The sequence below is a fragment of the Paraburkholderia lacunae genome (assembly GCF_003353175.1).
Taxonomy (GTDB): Bacteria; Pseudomonadota; Gammaproteobacteria; order Burkholderiales; family Burkholderiaceae; genus Paraburkholderia; species Paraburkholderia lacunae.
The window spans coordinates 489,315-509,776 of sequence record NZ_QHKS01000001.1; the positions used below are offsets into that span (position 1 = coordinate 489,315).

General features: G+C 63.5%; 20 protein-coding genes. 5 read left to right on the top strand and 15 right to left on the bottom strand.

Annotated elements, in window-relative coordinates:
* Window positions 1-74: 74 nt before the first annotated feature.
* The 3 genes from DLM46_RS02380 to DLM46_RS02390 form a co-directional block, all read right to left on the bottom strand.
* Entirely contained in the window at window positions 75-638 is a 564-nt protein-coding gene (locus DLM46_RS02380) for a barstar family protein (protein WP_115099277.1), read from the bottom strand.
* A 16-nt stretch (window positions 639-654) separates the two neighbouring features.
* Window positions 655-1,068, bottom strand: coding sequence for a ribonuclease (locus tag DLM46_RS02385; protein ID WP_115099076.1), 414 nt, complete (start codon window positions 1,066-1,068; stop codon window positions 655-657).
* 394 nt (window positions 1,069-1,462) lie between these two features.
* Window positions 1,463-3,802, bottom strand: a complete 2,340-nt coding sequence (locus DLM46_RS02390; RefSeq protein ID WP_115099077.1) for an NADP-dependent malic enzyme — start codon at window positions 3,800-3,802, stop codon at window positions 1,463-1,465.
* Between the two features lie 205 nt (window positions 3,803-4,007).
* Between DLM46_RS02390 and thiL the strand changes: the two genes are divergently transcribed.
* From thiL to DLM46_RS02410, 4 genes are read left to right on the top strand one after another with little or no spacing between them, the layout of a single operon-like run.
* Window positions 4,008-5,006, top strand: a complete 999-nt coding sequence (gene thiL, locus DLM46_RS02395; RefSeq protein ID WP_115099078.1) for a thiamine-phosphate kinase — start codon at window positions 4,008-4,010, stop codon at window positions 5,004-5,006.
* Window positions 4,996-5,568 (top strand): phosphatidylglycerophosphatase A family protein, encoded by a 573-nt coding sequence (locus DLM46_RS02400; RefSeq protein WP_115099079.1) that lies wholly within the window; start codon window positions 4,996-4,998, stop codon window positions 5,566-5,568. The genes thiL and DLM46_RS02400 overlap by 11 nt, the downstream gene beginning before the upstream one ends.
* Window positions 5,569-5,623: 55 nt before the next feature.
* Window positions 5,624-6,124 carry a CinA family protein gene (locus DLM46_RS02405; RefSeq protein WP_115099080.1) on the top strand — a complete coding sequence of 167 codons (501 nt, stop codon included), beginning with the start codon at window positions 5,624-5,626 and terminating at the stop codon, window positions 6,122-6,124.
* A gap of 38 nt (window positions 6,125-6,162) precedes the next feature.
* Window positions 6,163-6,675 carry a cupin domain-containing protein gene (locus DLM46_RS02410; protein ID WP_115099278.1) on the top strand — a complete coding sequence of 171 codons (513 nt, stop codon included), beginning with the start codon at window positions 6,163-6,165 and terminating at the stop codon, window positions 6,673-6,675.
* Between the two features lie 54 nt (window positions 6,676-6,729).
* Here DLM46_RS02410 and pyrF read toward each other — a convergent pair whose 3' ends face one another.
* From pyrF to DLM46_RS02465, 11 genes are all read right to left on the bottom strand, one after another.
* On the bottom strand, window positions 6,730-7,545 hold the full coding sequence (gene pyrF, locus DLM46_RS02415; protein ID WP_115099081.1) for an orotidine-5'-phosphate decarboxylase: 816 nt from the start codon (window positions 7,543-7,545) through the stop codon (window positions 6,730-6,732).
* Between the two features lie 150 nt (window positions 7,546-7,695).
* Window positions 7,696-8,763 (bottom strand): aldose 1-epimerase, encoded by a 1,068-nt coding sequence (locus DLM46_RS02420; RefSeq protein WP_115099279.1) that lies wholly within the window; start codon window positions 8,761-8,763, stop codon window positions 7,696-7,698.
* Window positions 8,764-8,971: 208 nt separating this feature from the next.
* Window positions 8,972-9,901 (bottom strand): SMP-30/gluconolactonase/LRE family protein, encoded by a 930-nt coding sequence (locus DLM46_RS02425; RefSeq protein WP_115099082.1) that lies wholly within the window; start codon window positions 9,899-9,901, stop codon window positions 8,972-8,974.
* Window positions 9,898-10,698, bottom strand: coding sequence for an SDR family NAD(P)-dependent oxidoreductase (locus DLM46_RS02430; RefSeq protein WP_115099083.1), 801 nt, complete (start codon window positions 10,696-10,698; stop codon window positions 9,898-9,900). The genes DLM46_RS02425 and DLM46_RS02430 overlap by 4 nt, the downstream gene beginning before the upstream one ends.
* Window positions 10,699-10,753: 55 nt before the next feature.
* Window positions 10,754-11,770, bottom strand: coding sequence for an L-arabinose ABC transporter permease AraH (araH, locus tag DLM46_RS02435; protein ID WP_115099085.1), 1,017 nt, complete (start codon window positions 11,768-11,770; stop codon window positions 10,754-10,756).
* A 53-nt stretch (window positions 11,771-11,823) separates the two neighbouring features.
* Window positions 11,824-13,350, bottom strand: a complete 1,527-nt coding sequence (gene araG, locus DLM46_RS02440; RefSeq protein WP_115099086.1) for an L-arabinose ABC transporter ATP-binding protein AraG — start codon at window positions 13,348-13,350, stop codon at window positions 11,824-11,826.
* A gap of 297 nt (window positions 13,351-13,647) precedes the next feature.
* Window positions 13,648-14,646, bottom strand: a complete 999-nt coding sequence (locus DLM46_RS02445; RefSeq protein ID WP_115099088.1) for an arabinose ABC transporter substrate-binding protein — start codon at window positions 14,644-14,646, stop codon at window positions 13,648-13,650.
* Between the two features lie 133 nt (window positions 14,647-14,779).
* Window positions 14,780-15,556, bottom strand: a complete 777-nt coding sequence (locus DLM46_RS02450; RefSeq protein ID WP_115099090.1) for an SDR family oxidoreductase — start codon at window positions 15,554-15,556, stop codon at window positions 14,780-14,782.
* Window positions 15,553-16,233, bottom strand: a complete 681-nt coding sequence (locus DLM46_RS02455; RefSeq protein WP_115099092.1) for a 2-dehydro-3-deoxy-6-phosphogalactonate aldolase — start codon at window positions 16,231-16,233, stop codon at window positions 15,553-15,555. The genes DLM46_RS02450 and DLM46_RS02455 overlap by 4 nt, the downstream gene beginning before the upstream one ends.
* Window positions 16,234-16,293: 60 nt before the next feature.
* Entirely contained in the window at window positions 16,294-17,364 is a 1,071-nt protein-coding gene (locus tag DLM46_RS02460) for a 2-dehydro-3-deoxygalactonokinase (RefSeq protein ID WP_115099093.1), read from the bottom strand.
* Window positions 17,361-18,356 (bottom strand): IclR family transcriptional regulator, encoded by a 996-nt coding sequence (locus DLM46_RS02465; RefSeq protein WP_115099096.1) that lies wholly within the window; start codon window positions 18,354-18,356, stop codon window positions 17,361-17,363. Before DLM46_RS02465 ends, DLM46_RS02460 begins: the two co-directional genes overlap by 4 nt.
* Before the next feature lie 313 nt (window positions 18,357-18,669).
* On the opposite strand from DLM46_RS02465, the gene DLM46_RS02470 reads away from it, so the two are divergent.
* Complete coding sequence (locus DLM46_RS02470) at window positions 18,670-18,960, top strand: hypothetical protein (RefSeq protein ID WP_133300294.1); 291 nt, start codon at window positions 18,670-18,672, stop codon at window positions 18,958-18,960.
* A 759-nt stretch (window positions 18,961-19,719) separates the two neighbouring features.
* Here the strand turns inward: DLM46_RS02470 and mtgA are convergent.
* Window positions 19,720-20,442 (bottom strand): monofunctional biosynthetic peptidoglycan transglycosylase, encoded by a 723-nt coding sequence (gene mtgA, locus DLM46_RS02475; RefSeq protein WP_115099100.1) that lies wholly within the window; start codon window positions 20,440-20,442, stop codon window positions 19,720-19,722.
* Between the last annotated feature and the right edge of the window lie 20 nt (window positions 20,443-20,462).

Here is a 20,462-nt window from a genome sequence, read left to right on the forward strand (position 1 = left end):
CGATTCGAGCACCAAAGCAAAAGGCCCGCCAAATCGGCGGGCCTTTTGCTGTCTTTTACTGCGGCAAGCGGCGTTCAGGCAAATGAATAAAACACCCGGAACGCGACCTTACGCTCGGCCCAGAACTCGGACGCTTCGCGGAACACGTCCAACAGCGTCTCGCGCCCTTCCTTGTCGAATTTCTGTGCGATCGGCAGTTGCTCGAGAACGATCACGAAGCCAGGCTGCGCGCCCGCTTTGTGAACCAGATCGGTCAGACAATCGTAGAGCGCATCGTAGTTCTTGCCGAAGTGCTTCGGAAACAGGAACGACGTAGCAATGGTCTCGAGCACTTCCTGCTTGGTCTGCGCGTTAGCGCAGTACGCATACAGAAAATGCTGCCCGAGCTGGTTGGCTTCGTCCGCTAGATCCTGCACGCGAAATGCGCGGATCGACTGTACGATGTTCGGTCGTACGGTCTGGAAAAGACTCATGGGCGCCTCGTTCGATGAAAGCACCGTGCTGGCTTCGCTCTCGTTATTCTCCCGGCCTTGACCGCCGGCGCGCAGCTTCATGACGCGCTGGAACAAATTGCCGTCGCCGGCCGCGAAAAGATCCGTCGCGACTCCGGAGTCGTGCGCGTAGACGTTGTCGCTCATGCCGTTCATCCCGATGTCATTCAACAATACGATTAAAACTGGTGTAGTGGTCGTCGGAGTAATAACAGTTATCGGTTCGCATTAGCGGACCTCCGCAGACGATGCGACGCGCGCCGCGATTATGTGCGCGAGGCGTGGGAACGGTGTATTCGTGGTAATAGCCGCGCCGATGCGGCGGCAGCAACCGTTCATGATTGCCGAATACAATGCCGTCCTTCTCATACGGGTAAGGCCCGCCTGCGGCAATCAAGTTCAATGTATTGACCGCTTCGCGCGGCAACTGCGCCGCCGAGATAGTGCTCTGTACTTGTGCGTCTGAATTGGCGGGCGCCGCGTAGTCGCGCGCAAACGCGCCAGGCACGGAGCCAGATAAGCCGCAGAACGCCAAAGCACCGATCAGCACGCCATTGCGTAGCCAGTTGCGTGCCATGAATCAGGGTTCCCCGCTGTTAAATCACGAGTTTGACGACCATGAAAGTCGTAAGGGTATCGCTAAAGCCCCCCGGAATCAACGTTCGCTCGGCAGGCGAAAGGTTCCAATCGCGCGGCAAAGCGCCTCGGAGCAGGTTTTGACGACTTTTGACAGATTATCTAGCCTGTACAAGCTAAAATTAGCCTAACAGCGCACTTGAGGATGCAGTTGGATATCAAGTTGCCGTAACTACACCCCTGTGGGCCGGTCGTACGGTTCCCTCGGGCGAAATGGCTTTGTTCAGCCTTTTTTGGGTGGCGATCCCCTGTTCACCCTAAGGCGTGCCCATTGCGGGCACGCCTTTTTTTCGTCTGAGGCCCGATGCGCTCGGGCTCTCAGCTTCAGTCCCGGATTAACGGGCGGCGATCACGTCCGCAACCAGCAGCGCCGTCATGTTGACGATGCGGCGAACTGTGGCCGATGCGGTCAGCACGTGCACCGGCTTGGCCGCGCCCAGCAGCATTGGGCCGATCGCGATGTTGTTGCCCGCGGCGGTCTTCAGCAGGTTGTACGAGATGTTGGCCGCGTCGATGTTCGGCAGCACCAGCAGGTTCGCGTCGCCTTCGAGCGTCGAATCAGGCAGCACTTCGCGGCGCAGATTCGCGTCGAGTGCAACGTCGCCGTGCATTTCGCCGTCCACTTGCAGGTCCGGCGCACGCTCGCGCAGGATCTCCAGCGTGTCGCGCATTTTCTGCGCGGTCGGCGCGTTGCTCGAACCGAAGTTCGAATGCGACACCAGCGCGATCTTCGGTTCGATACCGAAACGGCGCACTTCTTCGGCGGCCATGATCGTGATTTCGGCGAGCTGTGCCGGCGTCGGATCGACGTTCACGTGCGTGTCGACCAGGAAAATCTGCCGGTTCGGCAACACCAGTGCGTTCATTGCCGCGTAGACCGCGCAACCTTCGCGCTTGCCGATCACCTGATCGATGAAGTGCAAATGACGATGCGTCGTGCTGATCGTGCCGCAGATCATGCCGTCCGCCTCGCCCTTCTTCACCAGCATCGCGCCGATCAACGTGGTGCGGCGGCGCATTTCGAGTTTCGCCATCTGTGCGGTGATGCCCTTGCGCGACATCATCTGGTGATACTCCTGCCAGAAGTCGCGGTAGCGCTCATCGTGGTCGGTGTTGACGACCGTGTAGTCCTGACCCGCGACCAGACGCAAACCGTAGCGCGCAATGCGCTGCTCGATCACCGCCGGACGGCCGATCAGGATCGGCTTCGCGAGCTTTTCGTCGACGATGATCTGCATCGCGCGCAGCACGCGCTCTTCCTCGCCTTCCGCGAAAACAATGCGCTTCTTCTCCGGCTCGGCGCTGCGCGCCAGCTGGAAGATCGGCTTCATCGTCGTGCCGCTGTGATAGACGAATTGCTGCAGATGCTGTTCGTATGCCTCCATGTCCTCGATCGGACGCTCGGCGACGCCCGAATCCATCGCGGCCTTCGCCACCGCCGGCGCGACCTTGACGATCAGGCGCGGGTCGAACGGCTTCGGAATCAGGTAGGCCGGACCAAACGAGAGATCCTGGATGCCGTACGCAGCCGCGACAATGTCGCTCTGCTCCTGGCGCGCCAGCTCGGCAATCGCATTGACCGCCGCGATTTCCATTTCCCGCGTGACCGTCGTCGCGCCCGCATCCAGCGCACCGCGGAACAGGAACGGGAACACCAGAACGTTGTTCACCTGGTTCGGATAGTCCGTACGGCCCGTGCAGAGCACCGCGTCCGGGCGCACTTCGAGCGCCAGCTCCGGCAGGATTTCCGGCGTCGGGTTGGCGAGCGCCAGAATCAGCGGCTTATCCGCCATCTGCTTGACCATGTCCTGCTTGAGCACGCCGCCGGCCGAGAGACCCAGGAAAATGTCCGCGCCGCCAATCGCCTCGGCGAGCGTGCGGGCTTCGGTTTCGCGTGCGAAGCGTTCTTTGTCCGGGTCCATCAGTTCGACTCGGCCCTTGTAGACCACACCGGCCAGGTCGGTGACGAGTATGTTTTCGAGCGGCAAGCCGAGATCGACCAGCAGGTCCAGACAGGCCAGTGCCGCCGCGCCCGCGCCGGACGCCACCAGCTTGACCTTCTTGATGTCCTTGCCGACCACTTTCAGACCGTTGGTGATCGCCGCCGCGACGACGATCGCGGTGCCGTGCTGGTCGTCGTGGAAGACCGGAATCTTCATGCGCTTGCGGCATTCGCGTTCGACGATGAAGCAGTCCGGCGCCTTGATGTCTTCGAGATTGATGCCGCCGAAGGTCGGCTCGAGCGCCGCGATCACGTCGACCAGCTTGTGCGGATCGGACTCGTTCAGCTCGATATCGAACACGTCGATGCCGGCGAACTTCTTGAACAGGACGGCCTTGCCTTCCATGACCGGCTTCGACGCGAGCGGCCCGATGTTGCCGAGACCCAGCACCGCGGTGCCGTTGGTGACGACCCCCACCAGATTGCTGCGCGCGGTGAAGCGGGCAGCGTTCAGCGGGTTTTCGACGATTTCCTCGCACGCGAACGCGACGCCCGGCGAGTACGCCAGCGCGAGGTCACGCTGGTTGATCATCTGCTTGGTCGGAGCGATCGCGATCTTCCCGGGGGTGGGGAACTCGTGATAATCGAGAGCGGCTTCGCGGAGTTTGCTATTGACGGGATTCGACATAAGGCGGGCTTGGAAGGGCGGATTAGAATAGATGTTCGACGGCATTGTAGCCCCAATCGCCGCCCTAAATCCTTCAATACGGGTACAACAGCCGCGACTGAAATACAGCGAACGGTGCGCGAGGCGCGCTTCGGGCGGAGCGCGAGTCGACGTGGGTTGAGTGCGAATCGGGTGTCCAGCCAGCGCCTTCTCCCTACAATGCGCGCCTTAGCGGCTTTTCACCGCCTTTGCCCGTTCACTCATCGCCACCATGCTCTCCGAGTTTTCACTGATCGATCGTTTTTTCGCGCGCCGCGCTGCCGCTTCGCCGCCTAACGCCGCCGACGGCACGCTCGGCATCGGCGACGACTGCGCGCTACTCGCGCCGCGCCCCGGCGAGATGCTGGCGATTTCGACGGACATGCTGGTCGAAGGCCGCCACTTCTTTGCCGGCATCGATCCCGAAGCGCTCGGTCACAAAACGCTCGCAGTCAATCTGTCGGACCTCGCCGCGATGGGCGCGAAGCCGCAGGCGTTCACGCTGGCGTTCTCCTTGCCGAAGGCCGATGAGGCATGGCTCGCCGCATTCAGCGAGGGACTCTTCGCGATGGCCGAACGCTACGATTGCGAGCTGATCGGCGGCGATACGACGAGCGGTCCGTTGAATCTGTGCATCACCGTATTCGGCAGCGTGCCGCCGCAGCTGGCGCTGCGCCGCGACGCCGCGCAGCCGGGCGACGACGTCTGGATCTCCGGCACGCTCGGCGACGCACGCGCCGGCCTGGGCGTGCAGCGCGGCGAGTGGTCGGCGGATCTCGCGGACACTGCGACGTTTCGCCGCGCCCTCGAGCGCCCGGAGCCCCGCATCGCGCTGGGTCTTGCGCTGCGCGGCATCGCGCACGCGGCGCTCGATCTGTCCGATGGGCTCGCCGGCGACCTGCTGCACATCCTCGAACGCTCGGCAATGCACGCCACCGTCGATGTCGACGCCGTGCCGCGCTCCGCCGCGTTACGCCGCTTGTCGCCCGAAATCCAGCGGCGCTGCACGTTGGCCGGCGGCGACGATTACGAGCTGTGTTTCACCGCGCCTGTCGCCGCGCGTGCATCGATTGAAGCGGCCGGCCGCAAGGTGGATGTGCCGGTCACGCGCATCGGTACAATAAGCGCTCTTCAATCGGCGGGCGACCGCCCGGCGATCGACTGGCGCGACGCCACCGGCACGCCGCTCACCCTGACGTTGCAAGGCTTCGATCATTTCCATGCAGACTGATCCCTCGCTCGGCCCCGCCGACGATCTCATCGGCAGCACGCCGCCCAAAGCGCCCGATCCGCGCCCGCCTCGCTCGGGGCCGCGCCGCGCCACCGCGCGCTTCATGCTGTCGCACCCGCTGCATATCCTGTCGCTGGGTTTCGGCAGCGGCTTGTCGCCGGTTGCGCCAGGCACCGTCGGCACGCTGTTCGCGTGGGCGTCGTTCGCTGTGTTGAGCCGCTATCTGACCGTGATCGAATGGGGTCTGCTGATCGCCGTCGGGTTTGTCGGCGGCATTGCAATCTGCGGCTTTACCGCGAAGAAGCTCGGCGTCGACGATCCGTCGCCGGTCGTATGGGATGAAATCATCGCCTTCTGGCTGGTGCTGCTGATGGTCACGCCGGTCAACCTGGCCGGGCAGTTCGCCGCATTCATCGTGTTCCGCTTCTTCGACATGGTGAAGCCGCCGCCGATCGGTTATTTCGACCGCCGGCTGAAAGGTGGCTTTGGCATCATGTTCGATGATCTGGTCGCCGCGTTTTTCACGCTGCTCGTGATTGCGCTCTGGCGTATGTCGGTTTAACCGCCGCCGCCCGCCCGTTGCCCGTTGCCGGCTCCCCGTTTTCCGGATTGACGCCATGCCTACCGATTCCGTGGTTCACCAGCTCGCCATTCGCGTGAGCAACCGTTTGCGCGACGAACGCCTGATGCTCGTGACCGCCGAATCCTGCACGGGCGGCATGGTGGCCACCGCGATCACCGATATTTCCGGCAGCAGCGGCTGGTTCGAGCGCGGCTTCGTCACGTATTCGAACCAGGCGAAGTGCGAAATGATCGGCGTGCCGGCCGAGCTGATCGACAAGCACGGCGCGGTCAGCGAGCAGGTGGCGCGCGCCATGGCCGAAGGCGCGCTGCGCAACAGCCGCGCGCAGGTGTCGCTGTCGATCACCGGCGTCGCCGGCCCGGGCGGGGGCTCCGAGACCAAGCCGGTCGGCATGGTGTCGTTCGGCTGGAGCAACCGGCTGCATACGTCGGTGGAAACGAAGGTGTTCAAGGGCGACCGCGAGAGGATCCGCGTGCAGGCCGCCGCGCACGCATTGCGCGGCGTGCTGGCGTTGCTCGACGAACGCGAACATTGACTTCCAGCTGGATGCCCAGGATGCCCGAATTGCCCAGGATGCCCGACTGGCACGCCGCCCAAGACGAATTGATCCGGCGCTTCGATCTGAAGCCGCATCCGGAGGGCGGATTCTTTAGCGAGACGTACCGGTCGGCCGTGCGGGTAAGCCGCCAGGACGGTTCAGTTGAGACGCGCAGCGCTTCCACCGCGATCTATTACCTGCTCTGCGACGGCGCGCATTCGGCGTGGCATCGGATCAAGTCCGACGAGGTCTGGCATTTTTACGCCGGCGAGCCGTTGAATGTGCACGTGCTCGATGAGAAAGGCGAATGGGTCACACACCGGCTAGGCAATACGCTCACAAACCCTGACACCGTGTTTCAGGCCGTGGTGCCGGCGGGTTCGTGGTTCGCCGCCGAATGCGCCGATCCGGCCACCTTCGCGTTGGTCGGCTGCACGGTGGCGCCGGGATTTGAATTCAGCGAATTCGAGCTGGCGGATGTCGGCGCGCTGAAGGCACAACATCCGCAGCATGCGGGGTTGATTGAGCGGCTGGGGCCGGCAACCTGACCGGCCTGTACCGAAGCGGATCAAGAAGCTGTCTTTGACAACGACAGCCGTCCATCACCGATACGCATTAATCCGGTCGCGCGTTTCCATTGCGGCTTTCGCGGCGGCTGCGGCGAAATCGTCGCCTTTGCCGGCGTAGATAATCGCCCGCGACGAGTTGATCAGCATGCCCGTGCCCTTTGCCGTACGGCCGGCGTTGACCGTCGCCTGGACGTCACCGCCTTGCGCGCCGATACCCGGAATCAGCAACGGCATGTCGCCGACGATCCCACGCACCACTTCGATTTCCTTCGGGAAGGTCGCGCCGACCACGAGACCCAGCTGCCCGCTCGCGTTCCATTTGTCCGCCGCGAGTTGCGCGACCACCTGATACAGCGGACGCCCGCCTGTTTCCAGAAACTGCAGATCCGAGCCGCCGGGATTCGAAGTCCGGCACAGCACGATCACGCCCTTGCCGTGGTGCTCCAGATACGGCTCGATCGAATCGAAACCCATATACGGATTGACCGTCACCGCGTCCGCCTGATAGCGCTCGAACGCCTCGCGTGCGTATTGTTCGGCGGTGCTGCCGATATCGCCGCGCTTCGCGTCCAGAATCACCGGCAGGCCCGGGTGGTTCGCATGAATGTGCGCGATCAGCTGTTCGAGCTGGTCTTCCGCGCGATGCGCGGCGAAGTACGCGATCTGCGGCTTGAACGACGATGCATACGGCGCCGTCGCGTCGACAATCGTCCGGCAGAAATCGAAAATCGCTTCAGTACGGCCGGCGAGCGCACCCGGGAATTTGCCGGGCTCGGGGTCGAGGCCGACGCACAGCAGCGAGTTCGTGCGCTGCCAGGCGTCGTTGAGTGTCTGGGTGAAATTGGACATGGTGAGTCTCGCGGCGAGCCGATAACGGAAGAGGCGCGTATTTTACCTGTCCTGCGCGGCGGGCCGCGCCCGCGTCATTGCGCGCCCGCGTCGCACCGTGCTGGCCCGCCCGCTTCCCTGCCCCGCTTCTCCGCTCCGTCTCCCGCCCGCTTACTGCTGCCGCCGCCGCGAGCCGCGCGCGCCCGGCATCGAGCGCAAACCGGTGCGCTCGACGGTAAAGCGGAACGAGCGCGTCAGCCGCTCGCCGCGTCCGAGCATCGTCATGCCGTTCTCGCACGCGCCGCCGGCCAGATTCATCGCGTTGATCGGATGGTCGACCGGCTCGAAGCAGAAGAAGTCTTCACCGGGCGGCGTGTACAGCACGTAGTAGTCGGTGTCGGCTGCGATCGTCAGCGACAGGCGGCGCTTCGGCCATACCACTGCCGCCTGCCCGCTCCAGCCGGTGAACGCGTGATTGACGATGGTTTCCGGCAACGGATACGCGACGCCGAATTGCCACGCGGGCGGCGCCGGCACATGGCGCACCGGCAGCCAGTCGTCGCCGGGAAGCCACAGCCCGCCAGCCGCCGCCGACAGTTCGGTATCCGCATCGCGCACGAAAAACGGATGGACGCCCAGCCCGAAAGGCAACGACTCACGGCCGGTGTTCTCGATCTCCAGCGTCACGACGAGCGTCGGGCCGTCCAGCGTATAGGTTTGCGCGGCGCGAAACGCGTACGGCTTGCCGTCGTGGCGATCGAGCGTCAGGCGCACATTGTCGCGGTCCGCCTCGGCGACCTGCCACGCCGATTGCCAGCCGTCGCCATGAATCGGCAAGGGCTCGTCGGCGCGGTTGCGCGGCACCTCGACACGCCGTCCCGCGACATTGAAATAGCCGCCGCCGATCCGGTTCGAATACGGCAGCAGCGGATAGCAGGCAAGCTGGTTCGGATGCGTATCGGCGCCGACGTGACGGCAGCGTCGAAAGATCGGCGTCAGCGCACCGTCGTTGCGCCAATCGAAACGGGTGACGCCGCCGCCGAGCGTCGGCGCGACATCGAGGCGCAGATGCGCGTTGGCGAGCGTAATGCACGCAACATCGCCACCGCTCGTTTCGCCCACCGCGACCGCCGACGTACTGGGACCCGGAAGCACCGTAGTGGCCGCCGCGGCAAGCCGCGCGCGCCGGCTTTGGCTCTGGCTCGGAGAAGAAGCGGAAAGTAGATTCGCAACAGTCATATCTGGCTCCATCGAGAGGCGTGGGACGTCTTCGTCATCGCTGACGGATGCTGTTGGGCGATTTTTTTAACCGGTCGCCTCTTGGTCCGAACTGCATGCTGCCGATTTGCTGCTGCCGAGTCTGCGACATCAACGCTGGATTCACCGTCAAATTCACTGCTATCTGCCATAACTGCCGCCTCGACAACCGGGGCAGCGTCATTCTGCGCTATGCAGGCGCGCCCTGGAACACAGGTTCGGGCAAACCCCGCCACCCAGGTGTTGCGGTAAACACACTGCCCGCCTGTGAATCGCCGGCGAGCGCGGCGGCATCGAGTCCAATGCGCGCGCTCGTGATGTACAGCGTGTCCAACTGCGGGCGCTCCGAAGAAAGTCCCTTTGGGGGGCCACCTAGCGCGACGCAGCTCGGCTGGGCGGTCGGCACGTCGACGCGCCCGGTTTCAGCACCGTCGGCGCCATAACGCACGACCCGCCCGCCGCCCCATTGCGCGTTCCACAAGCCGCCGTCGCTATCGACCGTCGAGCCGTCGGGTTCACCGGTAGCGTCTGTCAGCGTGACGAAAATGCGGTCGTTGGCGACGCTGCCGTCCGCGCGATAGTCGCAGGTGCGGATTTGGCGCGTCGGCGAATCGCAGTAGTACATCGTTGCGCCGTCCGGGCTGAACGCAATGCTGTTCGAGATCGCCGGCGCGGGCAGCGGCAAGCGCTCCAGCGACAAATCCCGGTTCAGGCGGTAAAACCCGCCAATTGCCTGCAGCGGCGAGCCTTCGTCTTTCGTACCGAACACAAAACGCCCCTGACGATCGCAACGGCCATCGTTCACGCGCGTGTTCAGATCCGGCTCGACGTCGACGATATGCCGCGTCTCGCCGGTCGCGAGATCGAAAAACGCCAGATGCGTGGCCAAACCGAGCAACAGGTAATGCGGATCGGCGCACAGCGCGAAAGTTGCGAGGCGCTCGGGCATGCTCCAGAACGTGCTGCTGCCGTCGCTCGGATCGTAGCGCCACAGCCGCGCGCCTTCGATATCGGTCCAGTAGAAGCGGCCGGTTTTCGCGCACCACGTCGCGCCTTCGCCGAGCGTGCATTTCGCGTCGATCAGCAACGCCGCGCGGTGCGAGTGCGGCGCCGCGCTCACGCCCAGCCTCCGTCCACGATGATGTCCTGCGCGGTGATCATCCTGCTGTCGTCGGCGGCGAGGAAGAGCGCCATGCGCGCGAGGTCGGCGGGCAGCAATTCGGCGTCGATGCACTGGCCCTCCTTGATCGAGCGCCGGCCCGCGTCGTCGAGCCACAAACGCCTCTGCTTTGCCGTCATCACCCAGCCGGGCGCCAGCGTGTTGACGCGGATATTGAACGGGCCGAGGTCGCGCGCCAATCCGCGCGTCAAACCCTGCACTGCCGATTTCGACATCACGTACACCGGATAGCCGCCGTTCTTCAGCATCCAGCTGATCGAGCCGAGGTTGATGATCGAGCCTGCGTTGGCCGCCTTCATGTCCTCCGCCACCGCTTGCGCCGCGAAGAACTGATGGCGGAGATTCACCGCGATGCCCGCGTCGAAGGACTCGGGCGTCACTTCGCCGATCGTGTGCCGCCGATCGTTCGCCGCGTTGTTCACCAGCACCTGGATCGGGCCAAGCGCGGCTTTCACATCGGCGATCGCTTTGCGCAGCGCGTCGATATCGGTCAGATCGCACGGCAGGAACAGCGGCTTGTGTTGCGAATCGCCGAGCTCATCGGCGAGCGCTTCGCCCTCTGTCACATCGATATCGAAGAACGCCACGCGCGCGCCTTGCGCCGCGAAATGCTCGACGAACGATGCGCCGATGCCGGTCGCGCCGCCCGTGATCAACACCGTGCGGCCGACGAGACTCGGATAGCGCGCGAACGCGCGGTCCTCGAGACGGGCGTTTGCATTGGCCGGAGACGACATCGTTCGATTCCTTTATCAACAAAGTGGATTGAGCCCCGGGTTCAGTCCCGCGGGTTTAGTCTCGTGATCCGCGGTTCTTCAGCTGATCGAGCAGCACGGCGGCCAGCAGGATCGCGCCGCGCACGAGGTACTGATAGAACGCGTCGATATTCATCAGGTTCATCACGTTCTCGACCGTACCCATGATCAGTACGCCGATCACGACACCCGAGATCGTCGCGCGGCCGCCGAGCAGCGATACGCCGCCGAGCACGCAAGCCGAAATCACGTTCAGCTCGAAGCCTTCGGCGGCGTTCGGCTGACCCGACGTAATGCGCGAAGCGAGAATCACACCCGCGAGCGCCGTCACCGCGCCTTGAATCAGGAAGATAAAGACACGCGTGCGCTCGACGTTGATACCGGCCAGACGCGAGGCTTCGGGATTGCCGCCGATTGCCAGCGTATTGCGGCCGTACACGGTCTGATTGAGCATCACGCCGAATACGACGAAGCACAGCAGCGTGACCCAGATCGGCAGCGACACGCCGAAGAAGCTCAGGCCGCCCAACGCAATGAACGTATCCGACGACACGCCGACGGCCTGCCCGTGCGACACGATGAAGCCGAGGCCGCGGACGATTTCCATGGTTGCCAGCGTCGTAATCAGCGCGTTGATGCGCAGATACGCAATCACCGCGCCGTTGACGAAACCGATCACCGCGCCCGCGAACACCGCCGCGACAATCGCGATAAACGTATTGCCGGTCGCGTTCAGCACCATCGCGCACAGCACGCCGGCAAATGCGACTGTCGAACCCACCGACAGGTCGAAATCGCGCGACGCGAGGCAGAACATCATCGTGCACGCGACCATGCCGATCTGCGAAATCGACAGCGCGAGGCCGAGCATGTTCTCGATCGAGAAGAAGTGATCGACGGTCAGCGACATCGTGATGAACATCACCACGAAGATCACGATCAGGCTGTATTCGGTGATCTGCTGCCACCATTTCGCCTTGTCGTTGGCTTGCGGAATCAGCGCTTCGGCGGCGCTTTTGGCGGCCTGTTGCGCGAGGTTTTCTCTGGCTTGCATGTTGAAGACTCCTCCCGTTCCCCACGGGTTGCGGACTTGCGTCCAAATAATATTCAGGCCGCCTGGCTGGTGGCGGGCAGCGCGGTCGAGCTTTGCGGCAACGCGAGGCTCAACACCGTTTGTTCGGTGGCATCCTTGCGCGACAATTCGCCGGAAATACGGCCCTGGCGCATCACGACGATCCGGTCGGATACGCCGAGCACTTCCGGCAACTCCGAAGAAATCATCACGATGGCGCAGCCGCGTTCGGCGAGCTGATAGATCACGTTGTAGATTTCATGCTTCGCACCGACGTCGATGCCGCGCGTCGGTTCGTCGAGAATCACCACTTTCAGATCCGGCTCGGCCAGCCAGCGCGACAGAATCGCCTTTTGCTGGTTGCCGCCCGACAGAAAGCGGATCTTCTGGCGGCGGCTCGGCGTCTTGATCTTCAGCAGCTTGATGAAACGGTCCGCGGTTTCCGCTTCCTTCTTGCGATCGAGGAACATGCCCGCGCGCAGATAGTGGCGGCGGCAACTGATATTGATGTTCTCCGACACGGTCGCCATCGCGACGATGCCTTCTTCCTTGCGGTCTTCCGGACACAGCACGATGCCGTGCCTGATCGCTTCGCCGGCGCTGCGGACCTTGATCGGCTCGCCGTCGAGGACCAGTTCGCCGGCCTTCTTGTGATCGGCGCCGTACACGAGGTGCATCAGTTCGCTGCGTCCCGCGCCCACCAGACCGAAGAAGCCGACGATCTCGCCGCGCCGCACTTCGAAGCTGGCCGGTTGCGTCAGCGCATGTCCTTCGATCGCTTTTGCCGCGAAACGGACTTCACCGAGCGGCCGCGCGGAATAGTTGTAGATGTCGGCGATTTCGCGCCCGACCATCTCGCTCACGATCGTCTCGCGCTTCACACCTTCGAGCGTCGGATGCGAGGCGATCTTGCGGCCGTCGCGGAAAATCGTGCAGGCGTCGCACAGCTCGTAAATCTCGTCCATCCGGTGCGAGATGTAGATCATCGCGCGGTTGTCCGCGCGCAGATCGCGCACCAGCTTGAACAGCACTTCGGTCTCGCGGTGCGACAGCGAGCTGGTCGGTTCGTCCAGGGCGATCACACGCGCGTTGCGCAGCAGCGCCTTGCAGATTTCGACCATCTGCCGTTGCGCGATCGAGAGCTTCCTCAGCTTCGCGTTCGGGTCGAGCGCCACGCCCATTGCTTCGAGGCGTTCGCGCACGAAGCGTTTTGCTTCGCGCTTGTTGACCCAGCCGAGCGAGTTCGGCAATTGGCCGAGCAGCAGGTTTTCCGCGACCGTCAGATCGGGCACGTATTGCAGTTCCTGGTGAATCACCGCGATTCCTGCCGCAATCGACGACGCCGCACTCGCGAAGCGCACCTCGTTGCCGTCGATCATCACGCGGCCCGAATCCGGCTGGTATTCACCGCCGAGAATCTTCAGCAGGGTCGATTTCCCTGCGCCGTTTTCGCCCATCAGGCCGTGCACCTGGCCGACGTTGACCTCGAAGGACACACCGTCGAGCGCGCGCACGCCTGGAAAAACCTTGCCGATATTGTCAAAACGTAGCGTCGCTGACACTTCGCCTCCTGTGTCGACCAGAGTTAGCGCTTTAGCGCTTTACTCTGGTCCCATGCAATTCGTTGCGGTCGACCAGAGTTAGCGCTTTAGCGCTTACTCTGGTCCCATGCAAAGCACTTACTCTGGTCCCATGCAACATAGTTGCTATTTCATGTTAACCGTGCTCGACATGCCTTATGGACCTCGTGGACACAAGCACGGTCTGTCTCAACTGCTTCTTCTATTGCTGCTGCCGGTGCGCGCCTTCTTTCGTGAAAAAGACGCACGCACCGGCAGTTCATCTCACTGCAACACGGCTTACTTCGACGCGAGGCCCATCTTCTCGCGCACTTCACCGACGTTGTCACGCGTGGCCAGCATGCCGCTGGTCAGCGTCAGAGCCGGCGGTTCCTTGCCTTGGGTGATCCAGTCGTACATCAGCGTCGAGGTTTCTTCGCCGTGACGCTTCGGGCTGATGATCACGGTGCCGAAAAAGCCCGTGGGCGACGGCTTCTTGAACTCGTTGAGCGCCGATTCCGAACCGCCGATGCCGATCCCGATCATGTTGTCCGCCTTGAAGCCGCGGCCTTCCGCTGCGCGCACCGCGCCGAGCACGCCTTCGTCGTTCAGCGCGTAGGCGATCCAGTGCTTGAACTGCGGGTTCTTGGTCAGCGCGATGTTGGCGGCGTTGAACGCGTTTTCCGTGTCGGTCTTCGCTTGCGGCGCCGCAATCACGTTGGCCTTCGGGAAGCCGGCGGCGAGGAGCGCGTCGGTCGCGCCGGTGGTGCGGTCATGCGCGGTCGGCAGCTGCTCGTAGGTCACGTCGATCGCGCCGACTTCCTTCATGTCCCAGCCGCGCTTCTTGATTTCCGCAGCCAGACCGTCGCCGACCTGCTTGCCGATGTTGTACGCCGAGATGCCCATGTGCGGCACAGAGGCGATCGGCTTGCCCGCGCCGTCCACCAGACGGTCGTCGACCGTCATCATCTTCAGGCCGTCGGCCTTCGCCTTGGCGACGATGCCCGGGCCGAGCTTGACGTCGGGCGTGCAGATCACGAAGCCTTGCGCTTTCTGAGCCGACAGGTTGTCGATGGCGCTCATCACCTTCTCGCCCGACGGCGCGCCGATCTTCACCAGCGTGAAGCCCTTTTCCTTGGCGGCGATTTCAGCGAACTTCCACTCGTCCTGGAACCACGGTTCCTCCGGCTGCTTCACGAGGAAGCCGATCTTGACCGGATCGGCGGCTTGCGCGACCGGTGCGTTGAAGAGCACACCCGCCGCCGCTGCTGCCAGCGTGAGGAAAATTCTGCGTTTCATAATGCGTGTCTCCCGACTAATTGATAACGAGAAGGTATCGGCCGCGTTTTCTTGTACCGGTTGTGACACACGCGGCCAGCGCGTCGTCCGGTGAACTCTTCCTGTTGCGTGCTGCTTTGCTGCGTTGCTACGGTCAATCGTGATACAGCGCCGAGCGGCCACCATCCACGGTGATGCAGGTGGCGTTGATGAACGGCGCTTCGTCCGAAGCAAGGAACACGGCTGTCATCGCCACTTCTTCAGGGCGGCCGATGCGTTTCATCGGCTGCAAATCCAGCGTTGCCTGTTTCGCGGCAAGGGGGTCCGCCTGTTCGTTCCACCAGTCGTGTGTCAACTGCGTTTCGATGTAGCCCGGCGCGATTGCGTTGACCCGCACATTGCGCGGCGCGTATTCGATGCCGAGCGCACGCGTCAGACCGATCACGCCGTGCTTCGCGACCGGGTACGGAAAGCAGCCCGGAATGATCTTGAACGCATGCGTCGACGCGATATTCACGATGCTGCCCGCGCCACGTTCCACCATGCCCGGCAACACCGCGCGGCAACCGTTCCACACACCGTCGAGATCGACCGCGAAGCAGCGGCGCCAATCGTCGTCGGTCATCGTCAGCGGATCGCAGAACACGTTGATGCCGGCGTTGTTCACCAGCACGTCGAGCGCGCCGAACGCACGTTCGGCTTCGCTCACCGCGTGCTGCACCGAGGCTGATTGCGTCACGTCGGTGTGCACCGCCAGCACGCGCGCGCCGGTTTGCGCCTCGATCTGCTCCGCCGTCCGCCGCGCGGTTTCGATGTCCAACTCGGCCAGCACGACCGCCGCGCCTTCGCGCGCAAACGCGAGCGCGATCGCCGCGCCGATGCCGCGCCCGGCGCCGGTGATCAACGCGGTCTTGTCGGCGAGCCGGTTCATTTCTTCGCACCCGCCCGGGCGACGCGCAACCCGTTGATGAACGCCTTCGCGTGCGAAGCCGTCACCGCCGCGCTCTGCCCCGGCTTGTATAGCGCCGAGCCGAGCCCGAAACCGTTCGCGCCGGCGCTGAGAAACGGCCCCATGTTGTCCGGCGTGATTCCGCCGACCGGCACCAGCGGCACTTGCGCCGCGATCACGGCGCGCCACGCCTTCACGACCTGGCAGCCGAGCTGTTCGGCAGGGAACATCTTCAGCACGTCGGCGCCGTTTTTCAGCGCGATGAAGGCTTCTGTCGGCGTCGCGACGCCCGGCGCGCACGCCAGACCTTGCGCCTTCGCGGCGCTCACCACTTCCGGGTCGCTATGCGGCATCACGATCAGCTCGCCACCCGCCGACTTCACGTCGCTGACGAAGCTCGGATGCAGCACCGTGCCCGCACCGACGATCGCATCGTCCTGCAACACCTTGCGGATCGCCGCGATGCTGTCGAACGGCTGCGGCGAGTTCAACGGCACTTCGACGATCCGGAAACCCGCTTCGTACAGCGCCTGACCGTGATCGGCCGCATCGGCGGGCGTGAGCCCGCGCATGATCGCGATCAGCGGACACACCTCGAACGCCGCGATCAGACCCGCGTGCGGCATATACGGAGCGGGCAGATTGATATGAGGTTGCATGTCGGTTCCTTGTATCGTGTGCGGCTTCATATTCGGCTTTATCGGCGGCGGCGCTGCCGGTCAGCCGGCCCGCGTCGGCTGGGCGGCCGGCTGACCGGCCGGCTTGACGAGCCCCGCCTGGGTGGCGACGCGCCACAGGCCGTGCTCGGTCGCGAGCTTCACCAGCTCCGCCTGAGTGCAGCCGAATTGCGCCAGCGCGAGGCGATAACGCTCGCACAGCGCCTCGTTGCCGATCAGCCGCAACGCCTGCCCGGCGAGCGAGCTCTGTTGTTGCGCGAGCACGGCGTCGAGGCCGGCCAATTCGTGACCGATCAGCAATCCCGACAGATAGTCCGGTTGCTGTTCACTCGAAAGCTGTCCGGTGAGGCCAAGCGCGCGGGCGCTGAATACGGTCGCGAGCAGACCCGCCTGGCCTTTCTCGCGAGCGATGTTCACGCCGTGCAGGAACGCACCGGTATCCGGACGATCCGGCGTGGTCATCGTGCGGCCGAGGATCGTGTGGTCGCGCAATGCGGCGAACACTTCGCCCGTCATGAAGGTATGAAAGCGTTCGATGCGGCCCGCTTGTACAACGACCCATTTCGCGTGTGTACCCGGCAAGCCGATCAGCGCGCGTTTGCCGCTATCCGCGGAGCCGGCGTCCGCGCCGAGCGCGCCGAAAACCTGTGTTTCCTCGCCGCGCATCACGTTAGGCAATTCGCCGCGTTGCAGGACGCCCGGCACGATATGCAGCGTTGCGCCGCACGCCGCCTTCACGCGGACGATGCCGGCGACCAGCGTATCGGCATTCACCGGCGCGTCGACATAGGGCGCTTCGAGCCAGCCTTGCGCGCTGCCGACCATGCCTGCCGCGACCACCGGCAGACCGGGAGCGTGTTCGAGCCAGGCGCCGCATGCTTCATCGAAGGCCGCGTCGAAGCCGCCTTGCTCGGCGCTGCGCGGCAGATTCATGATGCCTGCCGTCGAAGCACGCGAGCCCAGCAGCTTGCCCGCGGCGTCGAACAGATACGCGCGCAGCGACGTCGTGCCCCAATCGAGCCCGATCAGCGCGGCGTGTTCGAAGCCGGCGTCGGCTGCGCCCGCGGCAACGGCGTGATCGACTGCCGGTGCAGGAGAGTACGCTTGCTTCATCGTTTGATCCTGCGGGTTGCGGGTTGCGGTGCACGCCAGCCGAGTTCTTCCGAGATCGCGCGTGCTTCGCGCTGCACGACCGGAATCAGCTCATCCATGCGTTCGAGCGACATGTAGGGGATCGTGCTCGCCACCGACAGCGCCGCCACCACTGCGCCCGACGCATCGCGCACGGGCGCGGCGACGCAACGGATCGACGCTTCGTTTTCTTCGAGGTCGAAGGTGTAGCCGCCGGCGGCGTAGCTAGTCATACGCTGCATGAAGGTCTGCGCGTCGGGGCGGTTATCCGGCTTGAAGCTGACACCGGCGAGCGCGCGCCGCGACGCTTCGAACAGCGACTGCCAGGCGTCCGGCGTGAGGTCGAGCATCATGGCTTTACCGATGCCGGTCGACGCGAGCGGCATCCGGTGACCGACGCGCGAGCGCATTTCCAGACCGCGGGTGCCGGGGATCTTGTCGATGTACAGCACGTCGTCGCCGTCGCGCACGCCGAGGTGGATCGTATCGAGCGTCTGTTCCGCGAGCGATTCGAGATGCCGACGCGCGACCGCGGTGAGCGGCATCTGTTCGAGCGCGATGGTGCCGAGTTCGATCAGCTTCGGACCGAGCAGATAGCCGCCTTGGACCTGCCGCAGGTAGCGCGCCTGCACGAGGCTGCTCACCAGCCGATGCGTGGTGCTGCGGGTGGTGCCGAGCGCGGCGCCGAAGGTGCGCAGATCGCGGACACCGGCGGCGGCGGCTTCGAGAATCGCCAGACCGCGCAGGAGCGTTTGCGTGCCAGCTTGTTGCGGGGTGATATCCAGCAGCGTGCTGGGTAGTGCGATTTCGTCGGCCACAGGCGGCTGAGCGCCGGCGCGCGGGGTCTGGGCGCCGGCGCGCGAGGCTTTTGCCGCGCTGGCCGGCTGTAGTGCGGCGCTGGGCGTGTGCTCCGCTGTCGACGACAGGTCGGGCCCAGACGCGCTGGCTGCGTGAGTAGGCATCGCTTTGTTCATGGCGATTCGCTAATAGGATCGGTTTTTTGCGCTTGCAGCGCAGGGCCGCAGAGGTGGCCTTGGAGTTTTGCCGCTGCTCACGGCACGGCAGGCGTGGCGGTGCCGCCTTCTTTCGGTCTTAGGCATGGTTTGGCTTTGTCTCCGGGTTCTTTTGCTTCGCTCCCGCGGGCAGGGGTTTGGGGCTTTATGCCTTTCCTGCTAGTCCTGCTGTTGCTGCTTTTTCTGCTCGCGGTGCGTGTTGGATTGGATTGTAGGGCGGTTTTTTGGAAAGCTCCAATATGTGAGTGTTGGATTCATATAATGGGATTTTGCCTTGCCGGGGGCTGGGGTTGATGTTCGTCGGCGGTCGTCGGATTTGCGGGCTTTTTTTGCCCACGCGGCGCTTTTGTTCGTGCTGCCTACGGCGTTGGGCCTGGTTTTTTTGCTGCCTGTGCGGCGCTTTCCGGTGGTGCTGCCTGCGGCAGGGCCTTTTCCTGTTCTGGCTTCTTTGGCCTTTTCTTGTTTGCCTGCGGCGATGGTCTTTCCTGATTTTTTTGCCTTCGCGGCGCTTATGGTGGTGCTACCTGCGGCGGTGCCTTTCCTTGATTTCTTTGTGGTCTATTAGCTTTCCCCCTGTGCGGGGGAGCACCTACTTTTCTTTGCCGGCCGCAAAGAAAAGTAGGCAAAAGAAAGCGGCTAGAACCGCCAATTCTGAAGCGGGCACCTCGGTCAACCACCGGTAGTGGAAACCTGCCGGACCACACCGTGGTCCATGAGTGCCTGTGACAAGGCAGTCATCCGCCCCTTCTCGCGCTACGCGCTCGCCGGCAAGGTCCATCCCAAACCGCCCGCTCCGGTTTTGCCTGGCGACAGCCGTCGGCTTCGCCTCGGCGAGGGGCAGATCCGGAGTGCTGTGTTGAGCGGAACTCGGGCGTCATGGCGCGGCGCGCACGCGTGAACTGGCGAGCTACGCCCGGCGCACGACGCGGACGCCAAACGTAGTGGGTGGTTGGATGAAGTACCTTGCCGGCGAGCGCGTAGCGCGAGAAGGGGTGGATGACTGCCTTGTCACCAAGGCTGAATGCGCGATGCCACAGATCAGGTGGCCTCCACTCCGCGTTGATCACCGTGGTGCCCGCTTAAGAATTAGCGGTTCTAGCCGCTTTCTTTTGCCTACTTTTCTTTGCGGCCGGCAAAGAAAAGTAGGTGCTCCCCCGCACAGGGGGAAAGCTAATAGACCACAAAGAAATCAAGGAAAGGCCTAGGAAATCAGAACAGGGAAAGGCCAGCGCCGCAGGCAGCACCACCATAAGCGCCGCGAGGGCAAAAAAATCAAGCCCACCTAAGGCAAACCACAAATTGCCGCCGCCAAAGGCAAAAAAACTTATTCGGGCAACTCAGCAGCCCCCATCCGCCGCGCAATCACACGCGATCGCTGGGCCAGATACCCCGAGCCCCTGTGCTCGTCAAAATACTTAGGCCGCGGCAACATCACGGCCAGCCGGGCCGACTGCCCAGCAGTCAACTTATCAGCCGAAGTCTTGTAGTAATAACGCGCCGCCGCCTCGGCGCCATACACCCCATTCCCCCACTCAACGGAGTTGAGATAAATCTCAAAGATCCGTTCCTTGTCCATCAAGGTTTCGAGCATCCAGGTAATGATCAGCTCCTGCCCCTTGCGGATATAACTCTTCTCCCGCGACAAAAACAGATTCCGCGCCAGTTGTTGAGTGATCGTCGAGCCGCCTCGCACAATCCTGCCCTTGGCCTTATTCCGCTCCCACGCCTGCAAAATGGCGTCAGTCTCGTACCCGTTGTTATTAACGAAATTGGCGTCTTCGGAAGCGATAATCGCCCGCTTCAGATTGCGCGAAATCTGCTCATACGGCACCCACGTATGCTGCATCGACAAAGCAGGCCGATCCTCGGACAACTTCCACGCATCCGACCGCATGAACGCAGTCGATCGAGGATTGACGTAATTCCACACCGCGATCTGCGCGAAGTAAAAGAGCTGCGTCGCGAACCACGCAATCGTCACCACCGCGCCCAGATAGAAAATCCATCGCGCCGGACCAGGCCGGCTCGCGCGCCGCGTTGCTGTCATGGTGGTCACAGTCCCCGAGT